This window comes from Nocardioides sp. NPDC054178, assembly GCF_055585005.1.
On record NZ_JBVJKY010000001.1, the window covers coordinates 102,175 to 123,036 of the forward strand.

Below are 20,862 nucleotides of genomic sequence, written 5' to 3' on the forward strand. Positions count from 1 at the left end.
GCGTCATCTCGACAGGCTCGATGACCGGCTCGAAATCCCTCTAGCTATTTGTCGACAAAGCGCTTTAGCGCTTGATGGCTAAACGGCTTCGTCGGATGCGGGCGACATCAGCTCGACGATGCGGCGTAGGTCGTCCAGCGTGGCGAACTCGACGGTGATCTTCCCCTTGGAGCGGCCCAGATCGACCTTGACCCGAGTGTCGAAGCGGTCCGAGAGCTTGTCGGAGATCTCCTTGAGCCCAGGAGCCGTCGGCTTGGCTCGCCTGACACGCGGCGTCGCGAAGGCGTCGCCGTCCGGGTCGCCCAGGGCGACGATCTCCTCGAGGCCGCGTACGGAGATGCCTTCCGCGACCACCTTCTGAGCGAGCTTGTCCTGCTGCGCCTCGCCGTCGACCGCGAGCAGTGCCCGGGCATGACCCGCCGAGAGCACGCCGGCGGCGACCCGGCGCTGGACCGACGGAGACAGCTTCAGCAGCCGGATCGTGTTGGAGATCTGCGGCCGCGACCGACCGATCCGCTGGGCGAGCTCGTCGTGGGTGCACTCGAAGTCGTTGAGCAGCTGCTGGTAGGCAGCCGCCTCTTCGAGCGGATTCAGCTGTGAGCGGTGCAGGTTCTCCAGGAGCGCGTCCCGGAGCATGTCGGTGTCGTCGGTCTCGCGGACGATCGCCGGGATGACATCGAGGCCGGCCTGCTGCGTCGCGCGCCACCGGCGCTCACCCATGACCAGCTCGTAGGAGTCGGTCGCGACTTTCCGGACGACGATGGGCTGCAGAAGGCCGATCTCTTCGATCGAGTGGACCAGCTCGGCCATCGCCTCCTCGTCGAAGACCTGACGAGGCTGCACGTGGTTCGGATGGATCTGCTTGACCGGCAGCTCGGCGAAATACGCGCCGTCGACGGGCGCCAGATCCGAATTCTGGATCTGGCGGCCTTCCGTCGAGTCGGTGGACCCGGGGTCCACGGAGGGGCCAGAAGTCGCTCCAGCGGAAAGGTCCGAATGCCGGACGTCAGGCTGGACAGGGGCGCTGTCCGCCGACTCGTTCCCACCAGCAGGAGGAGCGGTCGGGATCAGTGAGCCCAGACCTCGTCCGAGACCACGCTTCGGCGGCTGCTTACTCATTTCTTCATGTCCCCCATGTCAGATTCTTGCTGCTTTGCGGGTGGTCTCGACAAGCTCGACCACCGGTGTTCCGTCCGCTTTGCGGGTGGTCTCGACAGGCTCGACCACCGGTGTTCTGCCCGGTTCGTGAGTGGTCTCGACAGGCTCGATCACCTCAGTGCTCGCCCTGTTTGGCAAGCTCCTTGGCGGCCTCGAGATAGCTCAGCGCACCCGGCGAGCCGGGGTCGTACGTCATCACCGTCTGGCCGAACGAGGGCGCCTCGGACACGCGCACGGCGCGGGGGATGAAGGTGCGCATGACCGTGTCGCCGAAGTGCTCACGCACCTCCTCGGCGACCTGCGACGCGAGGCGGGTGCGGGCGTCGTACATCGTGATCAGCATCGAGGAGACCCTGAGCGTCGGGTTGAGCGCGGCGCGCACCATCTCGACCGTCTTGAGGAGCTGGCCCAGACCCTCCAGCGCGTAGTACTCCGCCTGGATCGGGATCATGACCTCGGTGCTCGCGACGAGCGCGTTGACCGTGAGCAGGCCCAGCGACGGCGGGCAGTCGATCAGGACGTAGTCCCACCGGTCCTCCGCGTCACCGACTCGGGGGGACTTGGCCAGCGCCTGCTTCAGGCGCTGCTCACGTCCGTCCTCCTCGACGAGCTCGACCTCGGCGCCGGCCAGGTCGATGGTCGCCGGCACCAGCTCGAGGCCCTCGAGCTTCGGGACCGGCACGACGACGTCCTCGAGAGTGGCCCCCTCGACCAGGACCTCGTACGTGCCCGGTGTGCCCTGGAAGTGGTCGACGTCGAACGCGGTGCAGGCGTTGCCCTGCGGGTCGAGGTCGATGACCAGCACCTTCTGACCGAGCTGAGCGAGCGCCGCGGCTATGTTCACCGTCGAGGTGGTCTTGCCGACGCCACCCTTCTGATTCGCGGAGACGATCACCCGGGTGCTCGCCGGGCGCGGCAGCGGCGGCCGGTTGCTCGCCGCGCCACGCGCCAGGAGCGTGTGCTCGGCAGCGGCTGCCAGCGGCGTCGCCTCCGTGGCGAAGTCGTTCTCGAAGGACGCGATGTCCCCGGCCGTACGGAGCCTGATCGACACCGGTTCGTCGGTTTCACGTGAAACGGCGTTCTGTGCGCTCTCGTCGTCGTACGGCATGTTTCCTCATCCTCATCGTTCGGTCATCGAGCTTGTCGAGATGACGTCTCACGCCCGAAAGCTCGTGGTCTCGACAAGCTCGACCACCTTCAGCGGCGGCGGCTCTTCTTGCGGGACCCGCCCTTGGGCCCCTTCTGGCCGCCGCCCTTCGGGACCGGCGGCCAATCTACCCGTGCGGGATCCGACCAAACCACCCGAACCGCGACAGTTGTCGTCTCCAAAACGCCTACACCGAGCTCCGAGACCGTCGGCGGCGCGCATCCCCACTTCTTCAGCGCCGCGTCGGCCTCGTCGATCTCCGCCTCGATGCTCGACCCCTTCATCGCGACGAGCGCGCCGGTGGGAACGACCAACGGCATCGACCAGTCGAGCAGCTTGCCCAGGCCGGCGACGGCTCGTGAGGTCACGACGTCGAACCCGAGCTCGCCGTGGAAGGCATCCGCCCTCCCCCGCAGCACCGTAACGTTCTCGAGCCCGAGATCCTCGGCGACCTCCTCGAGAAAGGTCGTACGCCGCAGCAGCGGCTCGATCAGCGTGATCTGCAGATCCGGACGGGCGATCGCGAGAACCAGACCAGGGAGTCCCGCGCCCGACCCGATGTCCGCCACCGCAACTCCCTCGGGGATCACCTCCCCCAGCACGGCGCAGTTGAGGATGTGCCGATCCCACAGCCGCGGAACCTCCCGTGGCCCGATCAGCCCGCGCACCACTCCCGCGTCGGCGAGCCAGGCGGCGTACCTTTCCGCGAGCTCCAACCGATCAGTCGGAAAGACCTTCTCCGCCCGAGGGTCGAGCCCGCCCAGACCACCCACGTCCCCACGTTCCTCGCTCACACACAAACTGTTTCACGTGAAACGCACAACCAAGAACTCCCCATGCCCCGGTGGCCGAGCCTGTCGAGAGCACCTTTGGTGCAGAGGTCTCGACAAGCTCGACCTCCGGACTGTCGGTGGTCCCGCTCATGATGAGGACATGGCTTACACCTACATGCTTCTCTGCGCCGACCGAACGCTCTACGTCGGGAGCACGACAGACCTCGAGCGCCGCTTATCCGAGCATCGCGTCGGCCTCGGCTCGGAGTACACCCGCCATCGACTGCCTGTGGAGCTGGTCTGGTACGAGCAGTACGACGACGTGGAGCACGCCTTCTTGCGGGAGAAACAGATCCAGAACTGGAGCCGGGCCAAGCGACTGGCGCTCGTCAGAGGCAAGCCCGGCGAACTCCCCCGCCTGGCCAACACCTCGACGACCCCCCACCCCTGACCCTCTCGGCAGCAAGGGTCATCTCGACAAGCTCGATGACCCACCCGGTGGTCGAGCCTGTCGAGACCACGAGACCCGCGGCCCCACCCGAGGTCATCTCGACAAGCTCGATGACCAATCCCGCACGTCGTGTCGGCGGGGTTGGTGGCCGACCCCGGTGGTCGAGCCTGTCGAGACCACGAGACCCGCTGTCGCGCCTACGGTCATCTCGACAAGCTCGATGACCAATCCCGCACGTCGTGTCGGCGGGGTTGGTGGCCGACCCCGGTGGTCGAGCTTGTCGAGACCACCACTCCGGCACCCCACGTACGTCATCTCGGCAAGCTCGATGACCGACCGCCCACGTCGTCTCGGCAGGGTTGGTGGTCGAGCTTGTCGAGACCACCGAAGTCACCTTCCCACGCGCCCTGATGTCGACAGTTTCACGTGAAACACACCCAGCTGGAGACGCGTGGAAGAACGTCGGCCCAACGAATCCGCGGAAGGGTTCTGAAAGGCGTCGTGGGGGCGTCGGGTGCGCTAAAGTCCGCGAGCAGCCTCGCGAATCTGATGCAACCGCGCACGCTGCTCGAACGTCTTAGTCGTAACAGGTCGCACTCGGGGTGCGACTCCAGGAGCCCGTGCGACCGGGCCACCATCCATGACCCACGGAGCTGATGTGAACGTCCGTAGAACCCCGGTGGCGATCTTCCTCACCACCATCCTCGCCCTGGGATTCTCCCTGGGCTCGATCGCGGCGCCGAGCAGCGCCCAGGCCAGCGCGCCGTCGGCCTCCGTCGGGCAGATCGGTCTGCACACGGCGTACAAGGCGCTCTATCAGCAGGGCTCGACCGGGATCGGGGTGCGCAGGATCCAGGCCCGCCTCAAGGAGCGGCGCATCTACAGCGGTCGGGTCACCGGCAACTACGGTTCGAAGACGACCGGCGCGGTGAAGGTCTTCCAGCGCAACCAGCGTCTGACCGTCACCGGCAAGGTCAACCAGCGCACCCTCGACCGGCTCCGCTCACTGACGAGCACGCCGACCGACGCGGCGCTCTACAACCTCGACCGTCGCTGCCTCACCGGCCGCGTGCTCTGCGTCGACAAGACCGACCGCCGGATGCGCTACGTACGCGCCGGCAAGATCGTCCGGGCGATGGACGCCCGCTTCGGCTGCTCCGACACCAAGACCCGCGAGGGCGCGTTCAAGGTCTACCGGAAGAGCCGCAACCACGTCTCCTCGATCTACCACACGCCGATGCCGTACGCGATGTTCTTCAACGGCGGCCAGGCGGTGCACTACTCGTCCGACTTCGCCGCCCGCGGCTACAACGGCTGCTCCCACGGCTGCGTGAACGTACGCAACAAGTCGTCGATCGCGTGGGTCTTCGACCAGATCCGCGTCGGTGACCGGGTCGTCGTCTACTGGTCCTAGCCCTGGCGCCGTTCCACGTGAAACGGCCACACAAAGAGATCGCCCCTCGTGCCACACGGCACGAGGGGCGATTCTCTTTGTCTCAGCGTCACTCAGGCAGGACGACCACGTAACGCCGCGGCTCGACACCGGAGGACTCCGAGGTGAGCCCGGCGGCGGCGACGGCGTCGTGGACGACCTTCCGCTCGAAGGGCGACATCGGCTTCAGCGAGACCGGGGCACCGGACTCCTTGACCTTCGCGACGGTCTCCTCGGCGAGCGCCATGAGCGTCGAGCGACGGTCGGCACGGTAACCACCGACGTCGAGCATCAGGCGGGACCGCTCGCCGGTCTCGCGGTAGACGGCGAGCCGGGTCAGCTCCTGGAGCGCGTCCAGGACCTCGCCGTGGCGGCCGACCAGCTGCTGCAGGTCGCCCCCGACGATCGAGACGGCTGCACGGTCGCCCTCGACGTCCATGTCGAGGTCCCCGTCGAGATCGGCGATGTCGAGCAGCTCCTCGAGGTAGTCCGCCGCGATGTCACCTTCCTGCTCGAGCTGCTTGAGGCGCGTCTCGTCGCTGACCTCCTCCACAGTCTCAGTCACGGTCTCGCTCACATCCTGAGTCGTCACTTGGTTCCCCCGTCCTTCTGGGTCGTGGAGCGACCGGCGCTCGTGCCGGCCTTCTTCCGCTGGCTCCTGGTCTGGCTCTTGGGCTGGGTGCGCTGCGCCGGACGCTTCTCGGCCGCCGCCTCGTTGGCCTCGGCGATGTCGATCTCCGCCTCGGGCTGGCCCTTCTTACGGCGCTTCTCCCGGTCGCGCTCCTGCTTGGCGTCGAACGCCGGCGTCCCCGGTGCGGGGTTGTTGCGGATCACGTAGAACTGCTGGCCCATCGTCCACAGGTTGGAGGAGGTCCAGTAGAGGATCGTTCCGACCGGGAAGGCGATACCACCGACGGCGAACACGACGGGCAGCACGTAGAGCAGCAGCTTCTGCTGCTGGGCGTACTGACCGGTCATGGCGTCGGCCGGCATGTTCTTCGACATCAGCTGACGCTGCGTGAGGAAGGTGGTGGCGATCATTGCCACGACCAGGAACCCGGTCAGGAAGTACGTGCTCATGTGGTCGGCCGTCGTGAACTGGTCCGACAGCAGCGAGCCGAGCCAGGTCGACGTCGCGAACTCGTGCGCGGCCTCGTCGCTCAGGAATCCCTTGCCGATACCGTCCGAGGCGTGCTCGAGCATGCGGAACAGCACGAAGAAGATCGGCATCTGCAGCAGCAGCGGCAGGCAGGACGCGAACGGGTTGGTGCCCGAGTCCTTGTAGAGCTTCATGGTCTCGTTGGCGAGCTTCTCGCGGTCGTGACCGTACTTCTTCTGCAGCTCCTTCACCTTCGGCTGCAGCAGCTGCATGTTCCGGCTGGAGTTGATCTGCTTGACGAACAGCGGGATCAGCATCGCGCGGATGGTCACGGTCAGGCCGACGATGGCCAGGGCCCACTGCCAACCTTCAGACGGAATGACGTACGAGAACGCCTTCTGCCATACGAGCAGGATGCCCGAGATGGCGTAATACAGCGGTGTTGCGATCCATCCGAACAGATCGCCTATGGCTCCCACGGAATCAGGCTCCTCGGTTTGGGGAGTCCGCACTTACACGGACAAGGTCTTCAGGGTCTCTTCGCATTTTCTGCGGGGTGGGTACGGGATCGAAGCCCCGGGTCTTCGCCCAGGGGACGCAGCGGGCCAGACGGCGCGCCGTCAGCCAGCTCCCGCGCCAGGGGCCGTGCGTCCTGACAGCCTCGAGCCCGTACGCCGAGCACGACGGGTAGTAGCGACACACGTCGCCGTAGAGCGGGCTGATGAGAGTCCGCCACACGTGAAGCAGTCCGATCAAGACGTACGCCACCGCGGCGTTCACTCCACGCACCAGCGCCCTCATCGGAGCACTCGCTCCAGGCAGCGCCGCAGATCGGCGCCCAGGGCGTCGTAGTCGGCGTCGGCAGCAGCGGGAAGTGCACGGACCACAAGCACAGCAGAGCCCGGGAGTCCGCTCAGGGACTCCCGGGCCTGATGACGCAGTCTGCGCTTCACACGATTCCGGACGACGGCCGGACCTACGGCCTTGCTCACCACGAAGCCCACCTGCGGCTCGGTCTCCCGGTCGGCATCCGTGCCGGTGCCGGGGACGAGCAGGTGGACCACCAGGCTCTTCGAGCCCGCGCGCTTGCCCCGTCGTACTGCTTCCTTGAAGCCCGACGAATCGATCAGTCGGTGGCGCCGCGGCAACACGCGCGTGGTGGCTGAGGCCGCGGCCTCAGACGGTCAGGCTCTTGCGACCCTTGCGGCGGCGCGTCGCGAGGATGGCACGGCCGGCACGGGTGCGCATGCGCAGGCGGAAACCGTGCGTCTTGTGACGGCGGCGGTTGTTCGGCTGGTAAGTACGCTTGCTCACGGGGTGCTTCCTTAGTTGTGTGGTGGCCGGCTGCTCACCGGCGGGTCATCAGGGGGGGGTCGCCCTCGGTGGTTCCAGGTGGGCCGTTTCAACAAGCACCGCCCGTCCGCGCCTCGGCGACCAAGGCGTGGACATGCGGCACCCGTAGATTCCGGGCGACCTAGCAACGGTACGTGGATCGCGAAACCACGGTCAAACTCACGCCCTATCACACCTCTGTGATTCGCCCCCAACCTGTGGAGGACGGGTTGCCCGTGACCCTCGCCAGCCGGTAACTTCGTCCTCTACCGAGGTTTCCCTGCACATCGTCAGGAGCATCGGCCGCATTCGGGGGGATGCCACGCTGGGAACTAGATTTCCCACCTGACCTGCCGAAACGGTCGGATTCTCGAGAGCGGCGACGTGTCTCGGTTGATCTCCGATGCCTACATTCGGGGATGCTCCACAGCTTGTGGAAAAGTCTGTGGAGGATGTAGACCAGACCGCTGCATCAGTCCAGGCTGCATCAATACACGACCACCCACCCGAGCCATCAGGGAAGGCAGGAACCTGTGGAGCACTCCGGCCTAGCGCCAGAACCACAGCCAGATCTCCAGTCCGCATGGACGAAGGTGGTCGCCGAGCTCCCCCCGAACCAGCGGGCCTGGCTCCGGGACAGCGAGCCGCTCACCCTGCACGGGTCGACCGCGATCGTCGAGGTCCCCAACGACTTCACCCGCAACCAGATCGAGGGCCGCCTGCGTGGCTCCCTGGAGCGGTCGCTGGGCGAGATCTTCCAGCGCGAGATCCGCATCGCGGTCACCGTGAACCCCGATCTCGACGTGACACCGGATCCCGACACCCAGGCGATCATGATCTCCGAACGGGAGATCGCCGCCGCGGACGCGGCCGCCGCTGCTGCCCTGCAACAGCAGTCGGCCTTCCCGCACCAGTCGGCGTTCCCGCACCAGTCGGTCTACCCGCCCAACTCGCCCGGACTGATCCCCGGCGTCCCGCCGGCGACCGCGCCGCACGACGAGCCGGGTGCTCCCGCGGCGTACGCGGCCCCGCAGGCTCCCATCGCTCCGCCTCCCGCTCAGCAGCCGGCGCCGCCCGCGGCGCATGACGACGTACGCCCCGGGTATGGCGACATGTCGACAAATCCCCCGGCGCCTCCGGTGGCTCCCGTCGAGGAGCCGGTCCCGCCGCGTCCCCTCGTCCCGGGTCCGCCCACACGGCCGAGCGAGCCGAGCCACAACGTCCTCGAGACCCGCCTGAACCCGAAGTACACCTTCGAGACGTTCGTCATCGGGTCCTCCAACCGGTTCCCGCACGCGGCCGCGGTCGCGGTCAGCGAGGCGCCCGGCAAGGCGTACAACCCGCTGCTCGTCTACGGCGAGTCCGGCCTGGGCAAGACCCACCTGCTGCACGCGATCGGCCACTACGTGCGGAGCCTCTACTCCGGGGCGAAGGTGCGCTACGTCAGCTCGGAGGAGTTCACCAACGAGTTCATCAACGCGATCCGCGACGACCGGCAGGACCGGTTCAAGCGGCGCTACCGCGATGTCGACGTCCTGCTGATCGACGACATCCAGTTCCTGGAGGGGAAGACTCAGACGCAGGAGGAGTTCTTCCACACCTTCAACACGCTCCACAACGCCAACAAGCAGATCGTGCTCACCTCCGACCGTCCGCCCAAGCGGCTCGAGGCGCTGGAGGACCGACTGCGCAACCGGTTCGAGTGGGGTCTGATCACCGACGTCCAGCCGCCCGACATCGAGACCCGCATCGCGATCCTTCGGAAGAAGGCCGCCATGGAGCGGCTCACCGCGCCGCCGGACGTGCTCGAGTTCATCGCGAGCAAGATCCAGACCAACATCCGTGAGCTCGAGGGTGCCCTGATCCGGGTGACGGCCTTCGCCAACCTCAACCGCCAGGACGTCGACCTGACGCTGGCCGAGATCGTCCTCAAGGACCTGATCCCCGAGGGCGGCGAGCCCGAGATCACCGCCGGCCTCATCATCGCCCAGACCGCCGCCTACTTCGGGCTGTCGATCGACGAGCTCACCGGACCCTCGCGTGGGCGCCACCTCGTCATGGCCCGCCAGATCGCCATGTATCTGTGTCGCGAGCTCACCGAGGACTCCCTGCCCAAGATCGGCAAGCACTTCGGCGGCCGCGACCACACCACCGTCATGTACGCCGAGCGCAAGATCAACCAGCTGCTCGCCGAGCGCCGGGCCGTCTTCAACCAGGTCTCCGAGCTCACCAACCGCGTCAAGATGCAGGCGCGTCAGGCCTAGAGCCGAACAAGAACGTACGCGGCAGCGACCCCACCACCGGTGGTCGAGCTTGCCGAGACCGCCCGACCGTGGCTCACGGGGTGGTCTCGACAGGCTCGACCACCGGTCTTTTGCGTCCTCCCGCCAGGCCCTCAGGCGCGTCGTCCTCGTGGTGGGCTGTTCGCGTTTTGAGATTTCCAAAACCCACAGGCCGAGATTTCCCAGGTTGTCCACAGCCCACAGCCTGGGTGGAACCTGTGGAGAACCGGCGGTTCAAATGGGATGGAAAAGGGGATGGCCTGTGCACAAAACACTCGAACGGGCCGACAACTCTCCACAGCCCACAGTGACGTGCGTCATTTCAGCATGGCGTCCACATCCCCTGTGGAATCACATTTCCTGGGATGACCAGGGAAGACGCCGCTCATCCACATTTCCCACAGATGCTCTTACGACGTACGAAACTATTTATATCCATGGATCCTCCGTGAAATTCCACGAACGCCCTTCCCTGGGGACAACCCGCTCGGCGAAGCGAGTGCACAGGTGCGCCTGTGCAGACCCGACACAGCTGAGCGCTTACCGGTTGTCGGCGGTCCGTGGCAGGATGCGTACTCCAGGTCATGTCAACGCGGGGGCGTTCCGGAACCGGTGTCGTCTTCCCCAAGGGTTCAAGCACAGCCCGGAGCGCATGTCCTCATACGCCCCGATGTCGAGTTAGAAGAAGGACAGGTCATCGTGAAGTTCCGCGTCGACCGCGACGTGTTCGCGGATGCTGTCGCCTGGGCTGCCCGCAGCCTTCCGGTCCGCCCCAGCACCCCGGTGCTCTCAGGTCTCCTGATCGAGGCGGGCCACGAGGGCCTGGTGCTCTCGACATTCGACTACGAGACCTCCGCGCGGGCGACACTCTCGGCCGAGGTCGCCGACGAGGGCAAGGCACTGGTCTCCGGCAAGCTGCTCGCCGACATCTGCCGCAGCCTTCCGGCCAAGCCGGTCGAGATGGTCACCGACGGTTCCCGCGTCTCGCTCACCTGCGGGAGCGCGCGGTTCAGTCTCCAGACGATGCCGGTCGAGGACTACCCGACCCTGCCGGAGATGCCGACCGCGGCCGGAACGGTGAAGTCGGAGCTGTTCGCCCACGCCGTCGCCCAGGCCGTGACCGCTGCCGGTCGCGACGACATGCTCCCGGTGCTGACCGGCGTGCGGCTCGAGATCGAGGGCTCCACGATCTCGCTGCTCGCCACCGACCGCTTCCGGCTCTCCCACCGCGAGCTCGAGTGGAACCCGGCGACTCCCGACGAGAGCCTGGCGGCCCTGGTGCCGGCGAAGGTCCTCGGTGACACCGCCAAGTCGCTGACCAGCGGCAGCGAGGTCACCCTCGCGCTGTCCACCACCGGCACCGGCGAAGGCATCATCGGCTTCGAGGGCGCGGCCGCGGGCGGCGTACGTCGCACCACGACGCGCCTCCTCGACGGTGAGTTCCCGAAGGTGCGCAGCCTGTTCCCCGCCGAGCACCTGACCACCGCGCTGGTCGACAAGGCCTCACTGATCGAGTCGGTCAAGCGCGTCGCCCTGGTCGCCGAGCGCAACACCGCGGTCCAGATGGTCTTCGAGGACGGCGTCCTCACCCTCGACGCGGGTTCCGGCGACGAGGCCCAGGCCTCCGAGTCGATCGAGGCGACCATGGAGGGTGAGGGGCTGACGACCGGGTTCAACCCGCAGTTCCTCCTCGACGGGCTGGGGGCCATCGACCAGCAGGTCGTCGAGCTCGCGTTCACCCAGGCTCCCAAGCCCGTGGTGATCAGCGGCAAGCCGGCCGAGGGCGGCGAGGACCCGGGGTTCCGCTACCTGCTGATGCCGAGGCGCCTGCTTTCCTGACAGCTGTTGCTCGTAGTGTGGTCTCGACAAGCTCGACCACCGTGGATAGGAAATCTCGTATGCACATCGGACTCGTGGGTCTCGGCAAGATGGGTGGCAACATGCGCACCCGGCTGCGGGAGGCTGGTCACACGGTCGTCGGATACGACCGCAACCCGGACCTCGCCGACGTGGCGAGTCTCGCGGAGCTGGTCGAGGCGCTCCCCAGTCCCAAGGTGGTCTGGGTGATGGTCCCGGCGGGCGACCCGACGCGTTCCACGATCGCCGAGCTCAAGGAGCTCCTCGGCGAGGGCGACCTCGTGGTCGACGGCGGCAACTCGAAGTACACCGATGACGCCAAGAACGCCGCGAGCCTGGCCGAGAACGGCATCGGCTTCGTCGACTGCGGTGTCTCCGGCGGTGTCTGGGGTCTGCAGAACGGCTACGCCCTGATGTACGGCGGCTCCGAGGAGAACGCCGCCAAGGTGATGCCCGCATTCGAGGCGCTCAAGCCGACCGGCACCGAGGACGGGTTGGTCCATTGCGGTTCCACCCCGGGGGCCGGCCACTTCTCCAAGATGGTCCACAACGGCATCGAGTACGCGATGATGCAGGCCTACGCCGAGGGCTGGGAGCTCCTCGACAAGGTCGACATCGTCGACAACGTCCCCGAGATCTTCGCCTCGTGGCGCACCGGCACGGTCGTACGTTCCTGGCTGCTCGATCTGCTCGTCGACCAGCTGCGTGCCGACGAGCACCTCGACAAGATCAAGGGCTACGCCGACGACTCCGGCGAGGGTCGCTGGACCGTCGAGGCAGCGATCGAGAACGCCGTCCCGATGCCGGCCATCTCGGCCTCGCTGTTCGCGCGGTTCGTCTCGCGGCAGGAGGACGACCACGCCATGAAGGCGATCGCCGCGATGCGCAACGGGTTCGGCGGGCACGCGGTGATCTCGGAGTCCGAGGCCTGATTCCAGCCACCCGCTTGCGCGGGGGTGGTCTCGACAAGCTCGACCACCTAGATGGGGTCGATTGCTCCGGTCAGGGTGAGGATCAGGCGGACGGCGCCGTAGGCGACGAAGAGCGCGAAGAGGCCGAGGACGACGCGGCTCTTCACGAGCTTGTCGAGGTCGGTCGGGCGCTTCCCGGCGAGCCGGGAGCGGACCGAGACCACGGCCAGGAGGACGACGGCCAGGATGAGCACCGGCCCGAACCAGTTGCTCGCCAGGGAGGAGCCGATGTCGCCGTGCATCAGGTAGACCCAGGACCGGGTCAGGCCGCAGCCGGGGCAGGGTAGCCCGGTGAGGGCGCGGAACGGGCAGAGCACCGGGCCGTCCTCGATACCGCCGGCGGGCAGGAGCGCGGCGACCACGATCCCGCCGATGCCGATGGCGGCGGTGACCTCCGTGGAGCTCACCGCCGCGAGGCGGTCGTGCAAGCGGTGACTCCGCTCAGGCAAGAGGTCTGCCGTCGGCATCGGAGAACTTTCGGGTAGCGATGAGAATGACGTCGATGATCCACCAGACATAGAGACCACCGCAGGTGACCAGCTTGAGGATGCCGAGGCCGATCTGCCCGACATAGAAGCGGTCGACGCCCAGCGTACCCAGGAAGATCGAGAGCAGCAGTGCTACGAGCCACTCGCTGCGCGAGAAGACGCCCGGGATCTGTTTCACGGGAAACCACTGCTGCGCGGCGCCGAGGCTGGCCGGCGTATCGGCCTTGATCTGGCCCGCGGCCGCCATCTGAGCGAGCTGCTCGACGGGGTAGGGCCCATAGACCTCACCCATCATCGACACGTAAAACGGCCCGCCGGGCGCTCCATGGGCGGGTTGCCCTGGAGGCGGACCGTACGGGTTGGGAGACTGGGTCATGCAGGCACCTTAACGAGAGAGGAAACCCGATGTACGTCTCACACCTCTCTCTGCATGACTTCCGCTCCTATCCGAACGTCGAGGTCCCGTTGGAGGCGGGCGTCACCGCTTTCGTCGGGCGGAACGGCCAGGGCAAGACCAACCTGGTCGAGGCCATCGACTATCTCTCCCGTCTGCAGTCCCACCGGGTCGCCACGGATGCGCCGCTGGTCCGGGCCGGCGCCGAGCAGGCGGTCGTGCGCGCCGCCGTCGTCCGTGACGGTCGCACCGCGACGCTCGAGGTCGAGATCAACGCCGGCCGCGCCAACAAGGCCCGGATCAACAAGAGCCCGCTCCCCCGCACGCGCGACCTGGTCGGCCTGGTCCGCACCGTCGTCTTCTCCCCCGAGGACCTGACCCTCGTCAAGGGGGACCCCTCCGACCGGCGGCGCTTCCTCGACGACCTGATGATCCTGCGCGCACCCCGCCTGGCAGGCGTACGCAGCGACTACGACCGCGTCCTCAAGCAGCGCAACTCGCTGCTGAAGACCGCCGGCCTCGCGCGCGGATCCGCTCGCGAGGGTGCGCTCGCCACCCTGGCCGTCTGGGACGACCACCTCGCCGGCATCGGTGCCGAGATCCTCGCCCAGCGGCTCTCCCTGGTCGAAGCGTTGAAGCCGTACGTCGGCAAGGCCTATGAGACGGTCGCCCGCGGCGCGAGCCGGGACGACGCCGAGATCACCTACAAGCCGGTGGTCGAGCCTGTCGAGACCACTCCGACCGTCGAGACGCTCCGCCAGGCGATCCTCGAGGAGCTGGCCCGCCGCCAGAAGGACGAGCTCGACCGCGGCATCAGCCTCGTCGGTCCCCACCGCGACGACCTGCTCCTCCACATCAGCGCCGGCTCCGAGCGGCTCCCGGTGAAGGGCTACGCCAGCCACGGCGAGTCCTGGTCGTTCGCACTGGCGCTCCGGTTGGCGGCGTACGACCTGCTGCGAGCCGATGGCGACGACCCGATCCTGATCCTCGACGACGTCTTCGCCGAGCTCGACAGCCAGCGCCGGGTCCAGCTGGCCGAGCTGGTCGCCGACGCCGAGCAGGTCCTGGTCACCGCGGCGGTTCCCGAGGACGTACCCGCTGCGCTCGCCGGTGCCCGCTACCACGTCACGGCCGGGGAGGTGACCCGCGGTGAGTGACGAGGACCCGGTGGTCGAGCTTGTCGAGACCACCGCCGAAGGCGGTGAGGAGGAACCCGAGAAGCGCCCCGACGGCCTCGACCTCGCCCGCTCCCTGACCCGCGCCACCGCGAAGATGCCCGCCCCGAAGGCGGGGATGCGGAAGAAGCGGCGTGCGCCGGACAACGCCACCCGGCGTGGCACGGTCTCCGGTGCCCGGCCCGACGACCGCGACCCCCAGCTCATCGACTCGGTGGTGAGCCGGATGGTCAACGACCACGGTTGGGACACCTCGCTGCGCGTCCACGGCGTGATGGCCCGCTGGCCGGACATCGTCGGCGAGGAGATCGCCGACCACACCACCCCGGAGTCCTACGCTGACGGCAAGCTGTCCGTACGCACCGACTCCACCGCCTGGGCCACCCAGCTCAAGCTGCTGGCGCCCAACCTGGTGAAGCGTCTCAACGAGGAGCTGGGCCACGGCACCGTCCTCGTCATCGAGGTGCTCGGCCCGCATCTGCCCTCGTGGAAGAAGGGTCCCCGAGGCGTACGCGACGGCCGCGGACCGCGCGACACCTACGGCTGAGAGCGGGTCGTGAACATGTGTTCGAGGCTCGGTGCGTGAGCCGCGATCTGCCGCTCTGGACGCCCTCCGGATGTATAGGGACTCACCGAGCCCCCTGCTGGGAGCGCAGAGATGCCGTCAGGAGACGTACAGACGGCTATTTCGGTCACAGTTGCCCCTCAGGAAAGGCCGCATGCGTGGAATCCGGGGTTCTACGGGGTAACATAGAGGTTGGGTCGATCGTCCTAGGTTTTACTTCCCCGGCGCTGGTCGGCCCGTTGCATGCCCGACCGACACCACGTCCGAATCCGGACCGAAATGACAGGTGGATCGCACCGGTGACCGCTGCCGACCAGACGACTCCTATGCCGGACGACAAGACCACAGACGGAGTCGAATACGACGCGTCTGCCATTCAGGTCCTCGAAGGGCTCGAAGCGGTCCGCAAACGACCGGGTATGTACATCGGCTCGACGGGCTCCCGCGGCCTGCACCACCTGATCTGGGAGATCGTGGACAACGCGGTCGACGAGGCGCTCGCCGGCTACTGCGACACCATCAAGGTGACGCTGCGCGAGGACGGCTGGGTGAGCGTCGCCGACAACGGCCGAGGCATCCCGACCGACACCGCGGCCGGCCAGGAGATCCCCGCTGCGACCCTGGCGCTGACCGTGCTGCACGCCGGCGGCAAGTTCGGTGGTGGCGGCTACAAGGTCTCCGGCGGTCTGCACGGCGTCGGCTCCTCCGTGGTGAACGCGCTCTCGACCAAGCTCCACATGGAGATCAAGAACCGGGGCCGGCTGTGGGAGCAGGAGTTCACCCGCGGCGTACCCGACTACGACCTGCGCGAGGTGCGCGAGCTCGAGGAGGGCGAGCGCACCGGCACCACGATCTCCTGGCTCGCCTCGAGCGACATCTTCGAGTCGACCGACTACAACCTCGAGACCATCTCGAGCCACTTCCGCGAGACCGCGTTCCTCAACAAGGGCCTGCGCATCGAGCTGCGTGACGAGCGTCCGGAGGCCTCCGCCATCGCCGAGGCCGTCGAGGACGGCACGATCGAGTCCGACGCCGACAGCGCCGACGAGCTGCACAGCTCCGGCAACGGCGAGCGGGTGCTGGAGCAGTCCTTCTACTACGAGCGCGGTCTGGCCGACTACGTCGACCACCTCAACAAGCGCAAGTCCCCGGTCTCCAGCATCATCGCCTTCGAGACCGAGACCGACGAGAAGGCGCCCAACCCGATGAGCGTCGAGATCGCCATGCAGTGGCAGGCGTCCTCCTACAACGAGTCGGTCCACACCTTCGCCAACACGGTCAACACCCCCGGCGGCGGCACCCACGAAGAGGGATTCCGCGCCGCGCTCACCACCCTGGTCAACCGCTGGGGCGAGGAGTGGGGTCTGATCAAGAAGAAGGAGGACCGGCTCACCGGTGACGACATCCGTGAGGGTCTCACCGCGATCATCTCGGTGAAGATCAGCGAGCCGCAGTTCGAGGGTCAGACCAAGGACAAGCTCGGCAACACCGAGGTCAAGGGCTTCGTGCAGGGCGCCGTCAACGACCAGCTCGGCGCCTGGCTGGAGCAGAACCCGGCCGAGGGCAAGGAGGTCATCCGCAAGTCGATGGCCGCGGCCTCGGCCCGGATCGCGGCCCGCAAGGCCCGCGACCTGGCCCGCAACCGCAAGGGCATCGGCGGCGGTGGCGGCCTGCCCGGCAAGCTCGCCGACTGCCAGTCGACCAACCCCGAAGAGTGCGAGATCTTCATCGTCGAGGGTGACTCCGCGGGTGGCTCGGCCAAGTCCGGCCGCGACCCGCGGATCCAGGCGATCCTCCCGATCCGAGGCAAGATCCTCAACGTCGAGAAGGCCCGGATCGACAAGGTGCTGGCCAACCAGGAGGTCCAGTCGATCATCTCCGCGCTGGGCACCGGCGTGCACGACGACTTCGACATCAACCGGCTGCGCTACCACAAGATCGTGATGATGGCCGACGCCGACGTCGACGGTCACCACATCAACACCCTGCTGCTGACGCTGCTGTTCCGGTTCATGAAGCCGCTGATCGAGCAGGGCTACGTCTACCTCGCCCAGCCGCCGCTCTACCGCCTGCGCTGGAACAAGCCGGCCGAGCACGAGTTCGTCTACTCCGACGCCGAGCGTGACGCCCTCATGCGTGACGGCCTCGAGCAGGGCAAGAAGCTGCCCAAGGAGAACCCGGTCCAGCGCTACAAGGGTCTGGGCGAGATGAACGCCGACGAGCTGTGGGAGACCACGATGGACCCCTCGCAGCGGCTGCTGCTGCAGGTCACCCTCGAGGACGCCGCCCACGCCGACGAGATCTTCTCCATCCTCATGGGTGAGGACGTCGCCGAGCGACGCTCCTTCATCCAGCGCAACGCCAAGGACGTCCGATTCCTCGACATCTGAGTCTCGCTGAGGCCCTAAATACCGATAGACGCACGCAGAAAGTGAAATCGTGACCGAGACTCCTCCGGAAGGCTCCGGGCAGACCGCTGCCGGTGGCCGGATCGAGACCGTCGAGCTTCAGGCCTCGATGCAGTCGAGCTACATCGACTACGCGATGGCCGTCATCGTGGGTCGGGCCCTGCCTGACGTACGTGACGGCCTCAAGCCCGTCCACCGGCGGGTGCTCTACGCGATGTACGACGGTGGCTACCGCCCCGACCGCGGCTTCTCGAAGTGCGCCCGCGTCGTCGGTGAGGTGATGGGTAACTACCACCCCCACGGTGACACCGCGATCTACGACACCCTGGTCCGGCTCGCGCAGCCGTGGGTGATGCGCAACCCGCTGATCCACGGTCAGGGCAACTTCGGCTCGCCCGGTAACGACCCGGCCGCGGCCATGCGTTACACCGAGTGCCGGATGGCGCCGCTGGCGCTGGAGATGGTCCGCGACATCACCGAGGACACCGTCGACTTCGGCCCCAACTACGACGGCCGCTCCCAGGAGCCGGCGATCCTGCCGGCGCGGTTCCCGAACCTGCTGGTCAACGGCTCGGCCGGCATCGCGGTCGGCATGGCGACCAACATCCCGCCGCACAACCTGCGTGAGGTCGCCGCCGGCGCCAAGTGGGCGCTCGAGCACCCCGACGCGACCAAGCAGGAGCTCCAGGACGCGCTGATCGAGCGGGTCAAGGGCCCCGACTTCCCCAACGGCGCGCTGATCGTCGGCCGCGAGGGCATCGAGCAGGCCTACCGCACCGGCCGCGGCTCGATCACCCAGCGTGCGGTGATCGACGTCGACGAGGACAACAAGGGCCGCACCACCCTGGTCATCACCGAGCTCCCCTACATGGTGAACCCGGACAACCTCGCCCAGAAGATCGCCGACCTGGCCGACACCGGCAAGGTGCAGGGCATCGCGGACGTCAAGGACAACACCTCCTCCCGCACCGGGCAGCAGCTCGTGGTCGTGCTCAAGCGCGATGCTGTCGCCCGGGTCGTACTCAACAACCTGCTCAAGCACACCGAGCTGCAGACCAACTTCTCCGCCAACATGCTGGCGCTGGTCGACGGCGTGCCGCGCACGCTCTCGATCGACCAGTTCATCTCCAACTGGGTCGAGCACCAGATCGACGTCATCCGGAGGCGTACGGCATTCCGGCTGCGCAAGGCCGAGGAGGACGCCCACATCTGGCGCGGCCTGGTCAAGGCGCTCGACCAGCTCGACGCGGTCATCGCGCTGATCCGCTCCTCCCCCGAGGTCGACGACGCCCGCCAGGGCCTGATCCGGCTGCTCGACATCGACGAGGTCCAGGCCAACGCGATCCTCGACATGCAGCTGCGTCGCCTCGCGGCGCTCGAGCGACAGAAGATCGTCGACCGCCTCGCCGAGCTCGAGCTGATCATCGCCGACCTTGAGGACATCCTCGCCAACGTGACCCGTCAGCGTCAGATCGTCATGGACGAGCTCGACGAGATCGTCGCGAAGTACGGCGACGACCGGCGCACCCAGATCATCGCGGCCGACGGCGACCTCTCCATGGAGGACCTCATCCCCGATGAGGAGCTGGTCGTCTCGATCACCCGCGGCGGCTACGCCAAGCGCACCCTCGCGAACGAGTACCGCACCCAGAAGCGCGGTGGAAAGGGCGTACGCGGCGCCACGCTGCGCGGCGACGACGTGGTCGAGCACTTCATCTCGACCACCAACCACCACTGGCTGCTCTTCTTCACCACCGCCGGCCGGGTCTACCGGATCAAGGCCTACAACCTGCCCGAGGCGGCGCGTGACGCCAAGGGTGGTCACGTGGCCGGGCTGCTCTCGTTCCAGCCGGACGAGTCGATCGCCCAGGTGCTCGCGATCCGCGACTACGAGCAGGCGCCGTACCTCGTGCTCGCCACCCGCTCCGGTCTGATCAAGAAGACCCGTCTCGGCGACTACAACTCGCCCCGTCAGGCCGGCGTCATCGCGATCAACTTCCGCGAGGACGACGACGAGCTGATCGGCGCCGAGCTGGTCAACTCCGAGGACGACATCCTGCTGGTCTCCCGCAAGGGTCAGGCGATCCGCTTCCGCGCCGACGACAACCAGCTGCGGCCGATGGGCCGGGCGACCTCGGGTGTCACCGGCATGAAGTTCCGGGAGGGCGACTCGCTGCTTTCGATGTCGGTCATCCGGGCCGAGCACGTCGCCGCCGAGATCGCGGCCGGGCTCTCCGAGGCCAACGAGGACACCGCGGACGTCGCGGCTCCCGTCTCCGGTGCCGAGTCGCCCGACGAGGTCAAGGAGCAGTTCGTCTTCACCATCACCGACGGCGGCTTCGCCAAGCGTACGAAGATCTCCGACTACCGGCTGCAGTCCCGCGGCGGTCTGGGCATCAAGACGATGGCCCTGGCCAACGCCGACCGCGGCGGTCTGGTCGGTGCGTTCATCGTGGTCGACGGCGACGAGATCCTCTCGATCACCGCGACCGGTCAGGTCGTACGCAGCCCGATCAACGCCGACTTCCGGCCGACCGGTCGCTCCACCCAGGGCGTCAAGTTCGTCTCGCCCAAGAAGGGTGACTCGGTCGCCGTCGTGGCGCGTTCCGTCGAGGCCCGCGAGGTCGACGATGACGTCGTCACCGGGACAGAGGTTGCAGATGATGTAACAATCGGTGGAGACGACGAGCACGGAGCGTCGTCCGAGACCACGACGGAAGATGAATCCTGATGACGGACCGCACCGCCGACCGCACGACCGGGGGAGTCGCGATGACCGAGCGGAACGAGACCGCACAGCCGGTGACCCAGCGGATCACGGACACGGTCGCCAACGCGGCCAGGCGTACGACCTCCGCGGTAGCCTCGACCGCCCGCACCTCCGGCCCTGCCGGCGCGGAGCGGGACGCGGTCAGCGCCTCGGCTCGCCGGGCCCGGCTCAGCCTGAGTCGCATCGACCCGTGGTCGGTCATGAAGATGGCCTTCCTGCTCTCGATCGCGCTCAGCGTCGTGGTGATCGTCGCCGTCTTCGTGATCTGGTCGGTGCTCGGTGCCGCCGGCGTGTGGGACTCGATCAACCAGGCGGTCCAGGACGTCGTCGGTGACTCCAGCGCCGGCTGGAACGTGCAGGACTACCTCGGTCTGGCCCGCGTCATGGGCTTCACCATGGTCGTCTCGGTCGTCAACATCGTCCTCATGACCGCCGTCGCCACCCTCGCCGCGTTCCTCTACAACATGGCCGCCGCCCTGCTCGGCGGCGTCGAGGTCGAGCTCACCGAGAACTGAGCCCGCCCGAAGCTCGCAACCTGGGGAGGGTCATCCGAACACCGT

20 protein-coding genes are annotated in these 20,862 nt (G+C 67.3%); 10 read left to right on the forward strand and 10 right to left on the reverse strand.

The features are described from left to right. Positions 1-78: 78 nt before the first annotated feature. The 3 genes from ACZ6WN_RS00520 to rsmG all read right to left on the reverse strand — a co-directional run bounded on the left by ACZ6WN_RS00520 (position 79) and on the right by rsmG (position 3,099). Positions 79-1,119 (reverse strand): ParB/RepB/Spo0J family partition protein, encoded by a 1,041-nt coding sequence (locus ACZ6WN_RS00520; RefSeq protein WP_465861999.1) that lies wholly within the window; start codon positions 1,117-1,119, stop codon positions 79-81. Between the two features lie 154 nt (positions 1,120-1,273). After that, positions 1,274-2,266, reverse strand: coding sequence for a ParA family protein (locus tag ACZ6WN_RS00525; protein WP_465862000.1), 993 nt, complete (start codon positions 2,264-2,266; stop codon positions 1,274-1,276). An 89-nt stretch (positions 2,267-2,355) separates the two neighbouring features. Continuing rightward, on the reverse strand, positions 2,356-3,099 hold the full coding sequence (gene rsmG, locus ACZ6WN_RS00530; RefSeq protein ID WP_465862001.1) for a 16S rRNA (guanine(527)-N(7))-methyltransferase RsmG: 744 nt from the start codon (positions 3,097-3,099) through the stop codon (positions 2,356-2,358). Between the two features lie 139 nt (positions 3,100-3,238). Between rsmG and ACZ6WN_RS00535 the strand changes: the two genes are divergently transcribed. Next, on the forward strand, positions 3,239-3,529 hold the full coding sequence (locus ACZ6WN_RS00535) for a GIY-YIG nuclease family protein (RefSeq protein ID WP_465862002.1): 291 nt from the start codon (positions 3,239-3,241) through the stop codon (positions 3,527-3,529). Between the two features lie 658 nt (positions 3,530-4,187). Next, on the forward strand, positions 4,188-4,943 hold the full coding sequence (locus tag ACZ6WN_RS00540) for a L,D-transpeptidase family protein (protein WP_465862003.1): 756 nt from the start codon (positions 4,188-4,190) through the stop codon (positions 4,941-4,943). An 88-nt stretch (positions 4,944-5,031) separates the two neighbouring features. Here ACZ6WN_RS00540 and ACZ6WN_RS00545 read toward each other — a convergent pair whose 3' ends face one another. Genes ACZ6WN_RS00545 through rpmH form a run of 5 tightly spaced genes read right to left on the reverse strand, consistent with a single transcriptional unit; the run spans position 5,032 to position 7,374 of the window. After that, positions 5,032-5,538, reverse strand: a complete 507-nt coding sequence (locus tag ACZ6WN_RS00545) for a Jag family protein (RefSeq protein WP_465862004.1) — start codon at positions 5,536-5,538, stop codon at positions 5,032-5,034. Between the two features lie 11 nt (positions 5,539-5,549). Next, positions 5,550-6,539, reverse strand: a complete 990-nt coding sequence (gene yidC / locus ACZ6WN_RS00550; protein ID WP_465862005.1) for a membrane protein insertase YidC — start codon at positions 6,537-6,539, stop codon at positions 5,550-5,552. A gap of 4 nt (positions 6,540-6,543) precedes the next feature. Further along, on the reverse strand, positions 6,544-6,861 hold the full coding sequence (yidD, locus tag ACZ6WN_RS00555) for a membrane protein insertion efficiency factor YidD (RefSeq protein WP_465862007.1): 318 nt from the start codon (positions 6,859-6,861) through the stop codon (positions 6,544-6,546). Continuing rightward, a complete protein-coding gene (rnpA, locus tag ACZ6WN_RS00560; protein WP_465862008.1) occupies positions 6,858-7,211 on the reverse strand; it encodes a ribonuclease P protein component in 354 nt (117 codons plus the stop codon). The genes yidD and rnpA overlap by 4 nt, the downstream gene beginning before the upstream one ends. A 25-nt stretch (positions 7,212-7,236) precedes the next feature. Then, positions 7,237-7,374 carry a 50S ribosomal protein L34 gene (gene rpmH, locus ACZ6WN_RS00565; protein ID WP_141778545.1) on the reverse strand — a complete coding sequence of 46 codons (138 nt, stop codon included), beginning with the start codon at positions 7,372-7,374 and terminating at the stop codon, positions 7,237-7,239. A 611-nt stretch (positions 7,375-7,985) separates the two neighbouring features. Here rpmH and dnaA point away from each other — a divergent pair. From dnaA to gnd, 3 genes are all read left to right on the forward strand, one after another. Next, positions 7,986-9,656, forward strand: coding sequence for a chromosomal replication initiator protein DnaA (gene dnaA / locus ACZ6WN_RS00570; protein WP_465862010.1), 1,671 nt, complete (start codon positions 7,986-7,988; stop codon positions 9,654-9,656). 717 nt (positions 9,657-10,373) lie between these two features. Then, positions 10,374-11,513 carry a DNA polymerase III subunit beta gene (dnaN, locus tag ACZ6WN_RS00575; protein ID WP_465862012.1) on the forward strand — a complete coding sequence of 380 codons (1,140 nt, stop codon included), beginning with the start codon at positions 10,374-10,376 and terminating at the stop codon, positions 11,511-11,513. Positions 11,514-11,554: 41 nt separating this feature from the next. Beyond that, entirely contained in the window at positions 11,555-12,463 is a 909-nt protein-coding gene (gnd, locus tag ACZ6WN_RS00580) for a phosphogluconate dehydrogenase (NAD(+)-dependent, decarboxylating) (protein WP_465862013.1), read from the forward strand. Between the two features lie 47 nt (positions 12,464-12,510). Here gnd and ACZ6WN_RS00585 read toward each other — a convergent pair whose 3' ends face one another. Beyond that, positions 12,511-12,909: a DUF2752 domain-containing protein gene (locus tag ACZ6WN_RS00585; RefSeq protein ID WP_465862014.1), complete on the reverse strand. Its 399-nt coding sequence runs from the start codon at positions 12,907-12,909 to the stop codon at positions 12,511-12,513. A 34-nt stretch (positions 12,910-12,943) separates the two neighbouring features. After that, entirely contained in the window at positions 12,944-13,366 is a 423-nt protein-coding gene (locus ACZ6WN_RS00590) for an NINE protein (protein WP_465862015.1), read from the reverse strand. Between the two features lie 29 nt (positions 13,367-13,395). On the opposite strand from ACZ6WN_RS00590, the gene recF reads away from it, so the two are divergent. The 5 genes from recF to ACZ6WN_RS00615 all read left to right on the forward strand — a co-directional run bounded on the left by recF (position 13,396) and on the right by ACZ6WN_RS00615 (position 20,817). Next, a complete protein-coding gene (recF, locus tag ACZ6WN_RS00595) occupies positions 13,396-14,541 on the forward strand; it encodes a DNA replication/repair protein RecF (protein WP_465862016.1) in 1,146 nt (381 codons plus the stop codon). Next, the gene (locus ACZ6WN_RS00600; RefSeq protein WP_465862017.1) at positions 14,534-15,106 is read left to right on the forward strand and encodes a DciA family protein; all 573 of its coding nucleotides are present in this window, start codon (positions 14,534-14,536) and stop codon (positions 15,104-15,106) included. The genes recF and ACZ6WN_RS00600 overlap by 8 nt, the downstream gene beginning before the upstream one ends. Positions 15,107-15,450: 344 nt before the next feature. Further along, positions 15,451-17,514, forward strand: coding sequence for a DNA topoisomerase (ATP-hydrolyzing) subunit B (gene gyrB / locus ACZ6WN_RS00605; protein ID WP_465863505.1), 2,064 nt, complete (start codon positions 15,451-15,453; stop codon positions 17,512-17,514). 49 nt (positions 17,515-17,563) lie between these two features. After that, positions 17,564-20,263: a DNA gyrase subunit A gene (gene gyrA / locus ACZ6WN_RS00610; protein WP_465862018.1), complete on the forward strand. Its 2,700-nt coding sequence runs from the start codon at positions 17,564-17,566 to the stop codon at positions 20,261-20,263. Then, positions 20,263-20,817 (forward strand): DUF3566 domain-containing protein, encoded by a 555-nt coding sequence (locus ACZ6WN_RS00615; protein WP_465862020.1) that lies wholly within the window; start codon positions 20,263-20,265, stop codon positions 20,815-20,817. The genes gyrA and ACZ6WN_RS00615 overlap by 1 nt, the downstream gene beginning before the upstream one ends. Positions 20,818-20,862 lie beyond the last annotated feature (45 nt).